The organism is Sorangium sp. So ce117 (assembly GCF_051524395.1).
In the GTDB taxonomy this organism is placed as follows: domain Bacteria; phylum Myxococcota_A; class Polyangia; order Polyangiales; family Polyangiaceae; genus Sorangium; species Sorangium cellulosum_B.
The window spans coordinates 8,652,813-8,666,324 of sequence record NZ_CP150309.1; the positions used below are offsets into that span (position 1 = coordinate 8,652,813).

Sequence of the window (13,512 nt, forward strand, 5' to 3'; positions counted from 1 at the left end):
AGCGTCGATCCATGAGACTCTCCGTGGGAAAGTTCATAAAAGGCGACGATCTGGACAGACCTGGGCCGCCGGCTCCGGTTGACCACTCGACTGATGGTTAGGCCTCATGAGTACCACGAGAGAAAAGGCACGGTCGTATGCGGTCGCTGCGCACGGGGACCAGCAGTACGGCGACCGTCCGTACTCCTTTCACCTGGATGCAGTGGCGGCGACCGCATGAGCAGAGAGAGAAAGGTTCTGGAGCCGGAGGTCGAACAGAAGCTGGTCGCCGCGTGGCCTTCCGAGGAAGCCCGCGCTGCGGCGCGCGCCGAGCTCAGCCGCTACGGCGTCGAATCGTACGAGCGGGAGACCGCGCGCGTCCGTCTGGCGATCATCAAGCTCAGCGGAGACGCCCTCGGGGAGCTTCGCCGGATGACCGACGCCGCGAAGGGCGACTACCGCGATGTCTTGATGTGGGCCGAGTCCCCGGAGGAGGCAAAGGCACTCTGGGCAGTGAATCCGGACCTCACCGACGAACAACGCCATGAGCTCGAGGCCATCAGGGGTCGCGACCGAGCGCAGATGGACGCCTGGCGAGGGAAGTCTGAGAAGTGATCATGATTTCCCCCTGGCCGCGCGTCGCCTTCAGAACGTGGCGTCGAGCTGGAGGCGACCGACGTGGCGGGCGTCGGCGGTGTCCTTGCCGAAGATGTAGAAATAGTCGCCCTGGATCTTCAGGGCATACCCGTTCACGTAGTAATTGAGCCCGCCGCCGACCTGCTTTCCCTGCGTGTCGACGAGGTCGACGAGCTTCGGATCGGTGCCGCGCTCCGCGAAGATCTGGTCCCAGCGCGCGGCGACCTCGACCCGCTCGGTCAGCAGGAAGCCCGACTGGACGAAGTAGCCGTAACCCGACCGGGTCCACTCCCGCACGGGCGCGCCGTCGACCTCGCCCTCGAAGGAATCCCGCTCGGCGTGGCGCACCACGGCCTCGGCCGAGAGCGAGAAGCCGGCATATTTGAAGACGAGATCCGCCGCGCCGTGCAGGTAGTCGGCCGCGCCGTGCGCGAGCGTCGTGCCATAGGTGCTGTTCTGGCGGTTGGTCTGGTGGTTGTAGGCGCCCGCGACGCCCACCGCGAGCCGGGGCTTCGCCTCGCGAGAGAGGTCGCCCTCCTGGTCGTCGTCGAACGCGCCGAACGGGCGGACCGCGAGCCGCGCCACCGCGAGCGGGCCGTGCTTCTGACCGCCGAAGCGATTGCGCCCCTCGCCGCCGCCCACGAAGAGGTTGTACGACAGCTTGCCTCCCAGGCCGAAGAGATCGGGTGATGAGAGCATCAGCCCGACGTCGCGATCGAGCGTGAACTCGCGGACGGCGATCTGGCGATCGACCAGCTGCAGGGTGAACTCGCGCGTGGTCCGCGCCCGGTCGAACGGGACGAAGAACTGGCCGACACGCACGTTGAGATCGCGGATCCCGGTGTACTCGACGAAGGCGTCGAAGACGGGAGAGGGGCTGTCCTTCTCGAAGTCGTTGCCGCCGAAGGCGAGCTGCACGGTGTACTTGAGATCGGGCGAGAGGACATGGCCGCTCGTCGTGAGGCGCACCGTCTTCACGTTGATCTCGTTCGTGTCGTCCTCTCCCGTGTGCGTGATGGTCTCGCGGAGCTGCACGCGGGCACGGATCGTGGACGAGAACTTGTCGTCCGCCGTCTTGACGGTGAAGCCCTTTCCAGGAGCCGCCGTCACCTTGACGCCGCTGCCCTTGTCCTTCGCCGCGCTGGCCCGCTCCTCGGCGGCCGCCTTGCGCTCGGCCTCGAGGCGCTCGATCAGCGCGCGCTGCTGCTGCTCGAGCTCCGCGACCCGGCGGCTCAGCGGCTCGACGCCGGCCGCCGCCCCGGTCTCCTGGGGCGCTGGGGCCGGAAGCGGCGCCGGGGCCTGGGGCGGCGCCGGGGCCTGGGGCGGCGCCGGAGCCTGGGGCGGCGCCGCGGGCTGCTGAGCGGACGCCTGGGAGGGGAGCGCGGCGGCGACGAGCCAGAGCGCCGCTGCCGCGCGGACCGTGTGCGACTTCTTTCCGTTGATCGATTTCAAGCGCGTTGTTCCTCGGATCAAACCAGCTGCTGACGACGCACGACGCACGGCGCACGACCCTCGACGAGCGGGGCGCACGGCCGGCACCAGCCGCCGGCGCGAAGGCGCACCACGCCCTCGCAGGCGGCGGACCATCGCTCCCCGGCCTGCGCTCCGCGTCCCACGCACGACGCGCAGACGAGAGGCCGCCGTCAGGAGCACCCGGCTGGGCAGCAGCGACGCCAGCAGGGAACCACCGAATGTGTCATCCAATATAACGGACGAAGATCTCTGTCAAGAGATGGATCGCGCCCACAAGGATCCCTGAATGCGGGCTCGCTCACCATCCAACGGGCCTTGGAACATCCGCCATATCGGACACCCGGAGCGGGCGGCGCCTCCGGATCGGGGAGGGCGCCGGATCGCGCGAAAGGGTTCCAACCGACCGCGAGGCAACTAAGATGGCCCCGACGCACGCACGAGGCGCTCCGATCGGGGCCCCGCCGCGGTGCGTAGGGATCTCATGAGCCAGAACCCGGACCGCAGCGATCCGCTCAACATCGCCGGCAGCCTGATCGCCGACAAGTACAGGATCGATCACGCCGTGGGCGAAGGCGGCTTCAGCGTCGTCTACAGGGCCGAGCACGTCATCTGGAAGCAGCCCGTCGCCGTCAAGTGCTTCACCCTCCTCGCGGGCGCGCCGGCCGAGCAGCGGGAGCAGCTGCTCCAGGCGTTCATCCAGGAGGGCAAGCTCATGACCGAGCTGTCCAGCCGCTCGGCCGCGATCGTCCAGGCCCGCGACATCGGCACGTTCAACGCGCCGGACGGACAGTGGCTGCCCTACATGGTCCTCGAGTGGCTCGACGGCAGGCCGCTCGATCGGGTCCTCTACGACGAGACGACCGACGGCGCGCCAGCGCGCGACCTGCGCGCGACGATGGCGCTGCTCGAGTCGGCCGCGATCGCGCTCGATCTCGTGCACTCGCGGAACATCGCGCACCGCGACATCAAGCCGGCGAACCTGTTCGTCGTCGGCCAGCCGCGCGACGCCTCGACGTTCGTGAAGGTGCTCGATTTCGGCATCGCCAAGGTGATGGCCGATCACGCGGCGGCGGCGACGGCGCTCGCCCACACGGGCAAGGACATCACCGCGTTCACGCCGAGCTACGGCGCCCCCGAGCAGTTCAGCCGGACCCACGGCGCGACCGGGCCCTGGACCGACGTCTTCGCGATGGCGCTCATCATGATCGAGGTGATGCTCGGCGGAGCGCCGGCGCTGCAAGGCGACGACTACCTCCAGCTCGCGGTCGCGAGCCGCGATCCGTCGCGCCGGCCGACCCCGCGGACGCTCGGCCTCACGGTCAGCGACGAGGTCGAGGCGGTCTTCGCGAAGGCGCTCGCCGTCGCGCCGGCGGACCGCTTCCCCACCATGGGCCGCTTCTGGGCGGCGCTGCACCGGGCGGTCTTCCCCGAGGACCCGGCCTGGGCGCTCTCCACGGGCGGCGGCTCGCTCGCGCCCCCGCCCGGCGCGCCGTCGCCCCGCGCGTCGGCGCCGCGGCTCCCGTCCTCGCCGCGGATCTCGCTGCAGGCGCAGACCGCGCCGACGATGGCGGCGCCCTCCACGGCCCCGGGGCCGCCGCCCGCGCTGACGTCGCAGCCGGTCTCCGTGGCCGGCTCGAGCGCCGCGAGCGACGTGGCGGCGCCGAGGTCGAAGGGCCCGCTGCTCTTCGGCGGCGTCGCGCTCGCGCTCGCGGCCGGCGGCGCGATCACCTGGAGCCTGCTGCGCTCCGCGCCGCCTGAGGAAGAGGCGTCGCGGAGCGCGCCGGTCGCCACCGCGTCCGCCACCGCGGCGGCGCCGACGGCGAGCGCCACGGCCGCGGCGGCCGCGCTCCCCGAGCGGCGGACCGAGTGCCCTGCAGGGATGGTGCTCGTCCCGGGCGGCAAGTTCTTCATGGGCTCCGACGAGCCGGAGTTCAAGCTGTGGCAGCCCGCGCACAAGGTGACGATCGACACGTTCTGCATCGACGTCCACGAGGTGACCGCGGGCGACTACATGGCGTGCTCGGACAAGGGAGAGTGCAAGCGGCCCCCGGTCGCGCCTGACTTCCCGAACACGGACGGGTCGCCCGCGGCCGCGCACCAGAAGACGCTGACGGCCCTCGCCGAGCAGTGCACCTTCGGCAAGCCCGAGCTCGCGAAGCACCCGATCAACTGCTTGCCGTGGAGCCTCGCGAACGCCTACTGCCAGGTCCACGGCAAGCGCCTGCCGACCGAGGCGGAGTGGGAGTACGCGGCGCGCGGCTCCGACGGGCGCAAATTCCCCTGGGGCGACAAGGCCGGCGACCAGACCTTCATGAACGCGTGCGGCACCGAGTGCACGGCGTGGGAGAAGGCGCGCGGGCTCAAGCCGAGCGAGCGCATGTACGAGGCCGACGACGGCTTCTCCGGCACGGCGCCGGTCGGCTCGTTCCCGAACGGCAAGACGAGGTTCGGGGCCGACGACGTGGTCGGCAACGTGTGGGAGTGGACCGCGGACTGGTTCGAGACCTACAAGGACGAGGAGCAGGTGAACCCGAAGGGGGCGCCGGCCGGCGATCGCAAGGCGATCCGGGGCGGCGCCTACAACGGCGGCTTCGCGCTCTGGCTCAACCCGGCGTTCCGCTACCACCAGCTCGCGACGGCGAGCGCGCCGGGCATCGGCTTCCGCTGCGCCGCGCGCCTGTAGCCGTGCCGGTCCCCACGTCGCAGCTCGCGAACCCCTCCATCGCCGGCCCGCTCGGCACGCTGGCGTTCTCGCAGGTGCGCCCGCTGAGCTCGTCGCTCGCGCTGCGCGCGATCCGGTGGCACCAGAGCCTGGAGCGGCTCGGGGTGGTCCTGCCGTTCGCGCTGGTGCACGACGCGGGCCTGCTCTTCTCGACGCCGCGCGAGCAGCTGGAGCTCGGCCCGCGCTGCGACGCGAGGGAGCTCGCGGGCCGGCTCCGGGACGCGGAGCGCATCGTGGAGGGGTACCGGGCGGTGCTCCGGGAGCTCGCCGAGAGCGAGGCCGCGCGATGCGCGGCGCAGCTCCGGATGAGCGACGACCTGGTCACGGTCGTGCTGTCGCGCCTCTTCGGCGCGGTCGCGGCGCGGACCCACACGTCGCCGGCCTACCGCGCGATGCTCCCCGCGGACGCGGCGCTCTTCGAGGGGATCGAGCCCCAGCTCCGCGGGCTGTTCCTGTCGGCGCGGCGCGAGTTCGAGCAGCGGGCGCTGGAGGCGCTCGACGTCTCCCGGCTGTACGTGCTCACGATGTCGGACGCGCTCGACATCGAGACGCTGCGCCTGTTCGGCATGCTGGGCTCGGAGGCGTCGGCCGGGGCGCTCGCCCAGGTCGATCTGCTCGCGGCGCTCTCGTCGCCCGAGGCGAACGACATCGTGAATTTCTCGCTGGAGATCCTGCCGAGCGTGCTCGAGACGAAGACGCGCCCGGCCGCGGGCACGACGGCGGCGCACGGCTACTCGGGGCTGGGCACGCGCGGGTCGATCGACAGCATGGTGCTGACGGAGCTCGCGTGGGACGACATGGAGCTGGCGCGCCGCATCGCGGACAACGAGGTTCTGTATTTCGCGCGCGAGCAGAGCCGGGACGAGCAGCGGCGCATCCACTACCTGCTCATCGACGCGTCGGCGTCGATGCGCGGCGATCGCCAGACATTCGCCCGGGGGATGGCGATCGCGACGGGCAAGCGGCTGTTGCTGGAGGGCGAGGACGTGGCGTTCCGCTTCTTCGACGCGCGGCTGTACGAGCTCTACCGGGCGAAGAACGGGCAGCTGCCGACGGCGCACCTCCTGTCCTTCAAGGGGGAGCGGGGCAGGAACCCGGCGCGCGTGTTCGCGGAGCTCGCTACAGATCTGGATCTGACGCGGCACCACGACCCGCGCACGCCGGTGGTGCACCTCTTCACGCATGCGGCGCTCTACATCCCGCGGGAGATGGTGCAGGCGGTGCAGAGCCACGCGCACATCTCGGCGGTGTTCATGCTGCCATCCGGGGGGGAGCTGGACCTCGACTACCTGGATCTGCTGGACGCGCACTGGGTGGTGGACCACGCGACGGTGGCGAGCGGGGCGGCTCGGGCTAGCGCGGCCAAGGCGATCCTTGGGGAGAAGGACCGGCAGGACCGGCAAGACCGGCCCGAGGAGGGAGGTTCTGCCGCACGGCGCCTGGGGGCCCCGCCGAACTCGCACGTGGCCTGAGCCTTGCCCGCTGGGCAAGGCTCAGGCCACGTGCTCAAACATCGGCCCATCCCCCAGGCGCCGTGCGGCAGAACCTCCCTCCTCGGGCCTACGGGGATGGATGGGGGGCGGAATCGACAGGGGCTGGGGGCGATGCGGGGTGGGAGGGGGAGAAGGAGATTCAGCCGTGGTACGCCGGCGCATTGCCGGGCTTCCACTTGATGTTGCAACCGATGCTCGGGCGCTGGTCCGAGGGGACGGGCGCCGAGGAGAGCACCGCGTCGATGGCGGCGCGGAGATCGCGGCCAGTCACGGGGACGTCGTTGCCAGGGCGGCTGTCGTCGAGCTGACCACGATAGACCAGCCGACGATCGGGGCCGAAGAGGTAGAAGTCCGGCGTGCACGCGGCACGGTAAGCCCTGGCGACCAGCTGCGCCTCGTCGAGGAGGTAAGGGAACGTGTAGCCGACCTCGCGCGCCTCTCTGCCCATCGCCTCGGCGTTGTCCGCCGGATACGCGACGATATCGTTCGAGTTGATGGCCACGATGGCCACGTCGTCTGCACCATAATCGCGCCTCAGCCGGGCGAGCTCGTGGCGGATGTGCTTGACGAACGGACAATGATTGCAAATGAACATCACGAGGAGCGCCCGCTGCCTTTTGAAATCCGACAGCGCGACCTGCTTTCCTGTGAAGTCGGGCAGCCTGAAGTCGGGCGCCGGGGTGCCCAGCTCAAGCATCGTGGACGGGGTGCGTGCCATGACAGGATTCTCCTCTCGCTGTGACGGCGCGCACCCTACCACGCCGCGGCCCTCGCCGCTGAACACCGCCCCCGCCTTCGCGGCCGCGGCGGCCGTCCTCTGGCTCGCGCTCCCCTGCCCTCTCCAGCGCCGAGGCGCCTCCCTCGAGGTCTGAGCACCTGTCCCGGCAGGGGGCCAAGGCGGCCGCAGGGCGCGGCGATCACCTCGGGAAGTGGCGCTCGATCATCGAGAAGAACGCCGCCCCGCCCGGCTCGCCGCCGATGCTCCAGTACGTCACCCCGCCGAGCCCACCCCGCTCGGCGACGACGACCTTCTCCTCGAGCGACGCGAGGTCCTCGAAGAAGAGGCGCTCACCGCTCGCGAGGAGCCGGTTCGGCGATCTCCCCGCCGCGAGCCGCCCGCCCTCGTCGTCCGGGCAAAAGCTCATGTGCTCGGTGCTCGTCTCGTAGCCGTCGCCCGCGAGCTCCAGGCACTTGCTGAGCGGCTCGCACCCCACCACGGCACCCCCGCTTCCCGGCGCCTCCGGCCCGAGGAGTCCGTAGTTCGGCAGCCCGAAGATGAACTTCTCGCGGCGCGCGCCGCCGTCAAGCGACCCGATGTACGAGACGGTCTCCTGTAGCCAACCGAGCGGCGCGACCGGGCCCACGTGCGCTCCGCCGTGCCAGTGGTAATCGTAGCTCATCACGTGCACGTGATCCGCCGAGGCGCTCAGCGCCTCGTAGTCGAATACGCCGTTCGCGGACGCGACCGCCGGCACCGCGAGCGAGAGCTCCTTTCCGTGCGCGTGAAGGGCGCGCGCGAGCTCGTCGATGAACGCCGAGAAGGCAGCCCGCTCGGCCCGGACGGTCTCGCCCGGCCCGAGGACGGACGAGAGATGCTCGTAATCGATGTCGATCCCGTCGTAACCGTTCTCCATCACGAGCCCGACGATGCCCTCCACATGCCTCGCCCGGAGCGCAGGATCGTGGATCATGGCGTGCACCGCGACGACATCGGGCCGGTCAATGGCCGCGATGAGGGGGATGAGCCGGGTCCGCGCGCCGCCGGCCGTCGTGCGGTCGAGGACGCGCCGGTCGTGAAAGCCGGCGAACGGGGCCTCCCGGCCGCGCGGGTGGTTCTCGAACGTGGTCGGCGAGGCGACGCGCCACCACTTCGGGTGCACGGCGTCGAACGCCCCGGCGTGGGCCGCGAAGGTGTCGTATCCGAGCTCCGTCGACTCGGGATCTCCAAGGAACTCGTGCAGCCACCCGCAGAAGCGGTGATCGCCCGGCGCCTCCTCCCCCGGCGCGCGCGTCGCCTGGCTCGCGCGCTGCGCGCCGGGCGCGGCCGACGCGGAGAGCTCGGCGCTCCCCACCTCGTCGAGCAACGGCGCGCGCTCGCCCGCGCCACCGCAAGAGATGGAGAACGCGGCAGAGCAGGAGAGCATCAGAGTCTGGTGAAACAGCTTCATATCGGCCGCGCTCTAGCAGCCCGCCGCCGCATCGACAGCCCGGTTCTCACGCTTCCGCGGGCTGCCTCACGCCGAGCCGGCGATGCGCCGTTTGACGGCTACTCCATCCCCGCGCCCCTAAGGAATCCCCTTATTTTGCAGCCCTTTTCAGCGGAAGAATTGAACAGGGAGGCGGGGAGACAGGGAGTAATTTGAAAATTTCCCTCCCCGCCTCCCCGTCTCCCTGTGAATTTTCCGAAGAATTCGAGGGGATGCCTCGAGCCCTCGCCGCGCCCTCGCGCCTCGCTCCGCCGGCGGCCGGGCCAGCGACGTCGTCCGCCGCTCCCTCGGCCAGGGCCGGTGTACTACGCTCGCTCCCGGCATGACCCAAGGCGTCCGCCCCCTGCACGAGCTCCGCGACGAGGCCCGCTCCGCGCTGGCCAGGAGCGATCTCACGCGCGCGCGCGACGCGCTCTTCAGCGCCCTCCAGCACACCATCGCCCGCGAGGAGGAGTACGTCGCCATGACGGACGAGCTCCGCGACGTGCTGGTCCGGCTGGGCGACGCGCGGAGCGCGCTCACCGTCTCCTGGTACGGCGGCAACGAGCAGAGCCAGCGCCCGCTCATCGCCAAGGTCCCGCCCATCGACCGCGCGCGCACCGTGCTCGCCTGGGCCGAGCGCGAGCAGGACCCCGAGCGGCAGAAGCGGCTCTACGGCCGCGCCGCCGACGAGTACGAGGCCGCCGGCCTCGTCGCGCAGGCCGCCATCGCCCGCGAGCGCGGCCAGGACTTCGCCCGCGCCCGCGCCCTCTGGTCGCGCCTCGCCCAGCTGCTCTCCTCGTCGGGCAGCGACCTCTACGCCGCCGGCCTCGCCCGCTTCAACCTCGCCCGCACCTCGCTCCGCACGGGCGACGCCGCGGCGGCGCGCGAGGCCGTCTTCGCCTCCGTCCACCTGCTCGAGGAGGCCGCCGACAGGTACGAGACCATCGGCCAGCGCGAGCGCGCCTTCGACTGCTACCAGGTCCTCATCGCCGTCGGGCGCGAGAGCCGCGCCTTCGAGCACGTCCTCGAGGGCTACGTGAACGTCATCCGCATCCTGCGCGAGGACCACCTGCGCTACTACGCGCTCCAGTCCTACGAGGAGGCCGTCGCCGCGGCCGAGAAGCAGGGCGAGATCTCCGCCGCCGCCACGCTCGCCCGCGAGATGGCCGCGTACGCCCGGAAAGAGGGGCTCGCCGCCGTCGCCAACTTCGCCGTGCTCACGCAGGCCCGCCTCTGGCAAGAGGTGTCCGCCGTCTCGCAGAAGCGCGCCGCCCCGCCCGAGATCGCCGAGAACGCGCTGCTCGCCGCCGTGATCGCGCTCGGCGAGGCGGGGCAGTACAGCAAGGTGGGCGGCGTCTACCGCGCGCTCACGCAGCTGCCGCTCGAGGAGACCCGGAAGAAGCACTACGCCCGCGCCGGCCGCCGCTACGTGAACGCGCAGGACCTGCCGATCGACGCCGCGCCGCTGCCCGCGCACCTCCGCCACGAGCTCGGCTTCCCCGACGTCTGGCACATCGACCTCGTCGAGTGGGAGCAGGCCGGCAGCGCCGCCCAGGCGTGCGGCGACATCGTGCTCGACCCGGCGCAGTGGTCCGAGGTCACCCGCCGCCGCGCCATGCTCGCCCGGCTCACCGCGCTCGCCGTCGAGGGCGCGACGCCCGAGGCCACCCCGGCGCAGCAGCTCATCAGCCTCGCGGAGCAGCTCGCGACGGTCGAGCTCTACACGATCCTCTCGCCGCTCGAGCGCCTGTTCCGCCGCGCCGAGCCGAAGATCCGGGTGGCCGTCGTCCGCGCGCTCTCCCACTTCCTCTACAAGCGCACGTTCATCACCATCCGCGACGCGCTCGTGGATCCCGACCCCACCGTGGTCCACGAGGCCGCCCGCGCGCTGGAAGAGCTCCGCTTCGCCCACGCCTTCGATCCGCTCGCCCGCATCTACCGCGAGTCGCAGGCCGCCGCCGTGCGCGCCAGCGCCGTGCGGGCGATCGCGAAGATCGACACCCTCGAGGCCGGCGAGATGCTCCTCGGCATCCTCCAGCACGAGGGCGCCGAGGAGCGCGCCGTGGCCGTCGAGGCGCTCAAGCGCGTGCGCGGCATGAAGTTCGTGGAGCTCGCCCGCGGCTCGCTCTCCGAGCTGACAGGCTCCGCGCAGGCGGTGGTGCGAGAGATCCTCCAGAGTCGTGGCCTCAGCCCCTGAGCGCGCCTGCACGACCACGCGCCTGCACGACCGCGCGCCCGCCGGCCGCGCCGGGGCTCCACGACGAACCACAACGGCACAGCGCGGGGGTGATCCGCTGTCCGGGCAGCGAGCGCAGACTGCGCCTGGCTCCTCCCCTCTCTCACGCACCAGAAACCGCGCCTCGGACGAGCCTCAGACGAGGAGGACCAGTAACCCCGCGATTGTGCGCTGCGGCAAGGGGATTCCCCTAACGAGTTTGGTTCTCGCAGCGCTTCTGGAGGGTGCACGTCGACATCCAGTCGGGATACCCTGCACGCGCCAATCCAACTCATCCCGAGAGATTCTCGGAGCGCGATGACGTAAGCATGGAAGCGGACGGAGCGCTTGGGGGAGCGCTGGGAAACCGCCGTCCGGGCTCCCGATGGTGCGCTGCTCGACACAGGTCGACTTCTCAGCGCGCCACCGGCGGCTCTTGTCTCGTGTAGGCAGCAGCTGGGCGCCGTACCGCGGCGCCCAGCTGCCCGCCTCCAGCGCGCGCCGATCCGACGGCGGCCGGAGCGCGGCCGCGCCCTGGCGCAGGGCGGCGAGAGCTCGACCCGCGGGCGCTCAGCTGCGGAGGATCGACCTCGACCCGCGGGCGGGCGCTCAGCTGCGGAGGATCGACTCGAGCGCGGGCAGGATGCGGGCGTAGCGGAACTTGTATCCGAGCTCTTCCGCCCGCCTGGGATAGACGCGCTGCCCGGTGGTGACGATCTCGGCCGCGTCGCCCATCCCCAGCTTCACCACGGCCTCGGGCACGCGGAGCCACGACGGCCGGTGGAGCACCGCGCCGATCGCCTGCGCGACCTCGTCGCCGGTCTGCGCGTTCGGCGCGGTCATGTTGAAGGGGCCGCGCACCGCGTCGTTGTCCAGGGCGAGCAGGGTCATCCCCACGACGTCGTCGCGGTGGATCCACGAGATGACCTGCTTGCCGTCGCCGACGGGCCCGCCAAGGAAGAACCGGAAGGGGGCGATCATCTTGTCGAGCGCGCCGCCGCCCTCGCCGATCACGACGCCGATACGCAGCTGCACCGAGCGGACGCCGTGCTGCTCCTCGACGGCGCGGGCCGCCTCTTCCCAGCGGACGACGACGTCGGCGAGGAAGCCCTCGCCGGGCGCCGCGTCCTCGTCGAGCACCTTGTCGCCCGGCTGCGGGCCGTAGTAGCCCACGGCGGACGCGCAGAGGAACGCGCTCGGCTTGCGCTTGGCCTTGCCGATCGCCTCGCCCATGAGGCGGGTCGTGTCGACGCGGCTCCTCAGGATCTCGCGCCGCGCCTCCTCGGTCCACCGCTTGACGATGGTCTCGCCCGCGAGGTGGATGACCGCGTCCACGCCGTCGACCTCCTCGAACCACGGCCCCGGGGCGTCCGAGCTCCACGACACGACGCGCGCCCCGGGCAGCGCCGCCTGCGTCCGCGCCACGTCGCGCGTCAGCACCGTCACCCGATCACCCCGCGCGAGCAGATCCTTCACGAGACCGCGCCCGATAAACCCGCTGCCGCCAGTGACAAGAACCGTCTTCACGCGATCTATCTATCACGGCTCGGACGGAGGCGGGGCTTCCCTTCGAGCGCCGCTCCGGGAGCGCTCGGACGGCCTGCAGCTGTCCAGTCGTGACGCCGAGCGCTGGAGACGGTAAGACGCGGGACGTGATGGATGACCTAGAGACCTTCAAGAAGCTTCCTCTCGGCGGCCTCGATCGCCGCTCGCTCGTGGGCTCGCTGGCCGAGCACGGCGCGCGCGTGGCGACCGAGCAGCTCGCGGCGCACCGCGCCCGAATCAGCCCGGCGGGCGCGCGCATCGCCCCGGACACGGCGGTGCTGATCCTGGGCGGCTCGAACGGCATGACCCGGGCGCTCGCCCTGCAGCTGCTCTTCGGGGAGCGGGCCGCGGTCTTCGCCGTGCACTTCGACAGCGAGAAGATGCAGATCGGCCCGCACCACGTGAAGGCGATCTCGGACGCGGCGGCGGCCGAGGGGCTCACCGCGCGCTTCTGGAACAACGACGCCACGAGGCCGCAGGTGATCGACGAGGTCGTCGCCGCGCTGAAGGAGCGGTATCGGGCGGTGCACCTCGTGAACGGCATCGCGGCCGGCGCGATGAAGCGGTACGCCGAGCACGGGCCGACGAAGGTGAAGGACCTCGACGTCGCGTTCGATCCGGTGCTCCAGATCCCTGATTTCTCGCGCGCGGAGAACATCCGCAAGCTCGGCCTCGTCGAGGTGGACGTCGCGAACGACGCCGACATCGAGCGGACCAACAAGTTCATGGGCACGTCGTCGCTCCTGTGGGTCGAGCCGCTCGCCGCGGCGGGGCTCATCGCGAAGGGCGAGAGCGTGGTCTCCTTCTGCGACTACGACTACCCGAGCGACGATCCGGTCTACGCGATGGGCCCGCTCGCCGGCGCGAAGATCCTCCAGCGCAAGACGATGGCGGAGATCCGGGAGCGGTTCGGGGCGAAGACGGCGCGCATCTGCTACCCGGCCCTGGCCACGACGGCGCTCGGGGCGATCCCCGGCGGGCTGCTGATGTACGGGCTCAGCACCCAGATCTTGAAGGAGCGCGGGCAGTTCAAGGACGTCATCGATCTCGCGGGCGAGACGATGGAGATCTGGCGTCCGAGCTGGGACGGGAGCGATCTGCGGGTGGACGCGGCCTACCAGGCGTGTCTGCCGGAGTTCAACAAGCGCAAGGAGCAGATCGGCCCGAAGGACGTCCCCGGCGCGTTCCGGCAGCTGTTCGAGTGAGCCGTTGCGCGCGGGGCCTCGGCTCCGCGCGCCGCGCTCCACGGCCGGCCGCGCT

At 71.3% G+C, this 13,512-nt stretch carries 9 protein-coding genes; 5 read left to right on the forward strand and 4 right to left on the reverse strand.

Features of this window, described 5'->3' with window-relative positions:
* The first annotated feature begins 216 nt into the window (after positions 1-216).
* The gene (locus tag WMF46_RS32310) at positions 217-594 is read left to right on the forward strand and encodes a hypothetical protein (protein ID WP_437980723.1); all 378 of its coding nucleotides are present in this window, start codon (positions 217-219) and stop codon (positions 592-594) included.
* 30 nt (positions 595-624) lie between these two features.
* Here WMF46_RS32310 and WMF46_RS32315 read toward each other — a convergent pair whose 3' ends face one another.
* Positions 625-2,067 (reverse strand): porin, encoded by a 1,443-nt coding sequence (locus tag WMF46_RS32315; protein WP_437980724.1) that lies wholly within the window; start codon positions 2,065-2,067, stop codon positions 625-627.
* A gap of 502 nt (positions 2,068-2,569) precedes the next feature.
* Here WMF46_RS32315 and WMF46_RS32320 point away from each other — a divergent pair.
* Positions 2,570-4,771, forward strand: coding sequence for an SUMF1/EgtB/PvdO family nonheme iron enzyme (locus WMF46_RS32320; RefSeq protein ID WP_437980725.1), 2,202 nt, complete (start codon positions 2,570-2,572; stop codon positions 4,769-4,771).
* Between the two features lie 2 nt (positions 4,772-4,773).
* Positions 4,774-6,282: a hypothetical protein gene (locus tag WMF46_RS32325; RefSeq protein ID WP_437980726.1), complete on the forward strand. Its 1,509-nt coding sequence runs from the start codon at positions 4,774-4,776 to the stop codon at positions 6,280-6,282.
* 160 nt (positions 6,283-6,442) lie between these two features.
* Here WMF46_RS32325 and WMF46_RS32330 read toward each other — a convergent pair whose 3' ends face one another.
* Positions 6,443-7,021, reverse strand: a complete 579-nt coding sequence (locus WMF46_RS32330) for a thioredoxin family protein (protein ID WP_437980727.1) — start codon at positions 7,019-7,021, stop codon at positions 6,443-6,445.
* Positions 7,022-7,220: 199 nt separating this feature from the next.
* A complete protein-coding gene (locus WMF46_RS32335) occupies positions 7,221-8,447 on the reverse strand; it encodes a glycosyl hydrolase family 18 protein (RefSeq protein ID WP_437980728.1) in 1,227 nt (408 codons plus the stop codon).
* 385 nt (positions 8,448-8,832) lie between these two features.
* On the opposite strand from WMF46_RS32335, the gene WMF46_RS32340 reads away from it, so the two are divergent.
* Entirely contained in the window at positions 8,833-10,689 is a 1,857-nt protein-coding gene (locus WMF46_RS32340) for a HEAT repeat domain-containing protein (protein WP_437980729.1), read from the forward strand.
* Positions 10,690-11,316: 627 nt separating this feature from the next.
* On the opposite strand, the gene WMF46_RS32345 is transcribed toward WMF46_RS32340, so the two are convergent.
* A complete protein-coding gene (locus WMF46_RS32345) occupies positions 11,317-12,234 on the reverse strand; it encodes a TIGR01777 family oxidoreductase (protein ID WP_437980730.1) in 918 nt (305 codons plus the stop codon).
* A gap of 128 nt (positions 12,235-12,362) precedes the next feature.
* Between WMF46_RS32345 and WMF46_RS32350 the strand changes: the two genes are divergently transcribed.
* Positions 12,363-13,457, forward strand: a complete 1,095-nt coding sequence (locus WMF46_RS32350) for a hypothetical protein (RefSeq protein ID WP_437543288.1) — start codon at positions 12,363-12,365, stop codon at positions 13,455-13,457.
* Positions 13,458-13,512 lie beyond the last annotated feature (55 nt).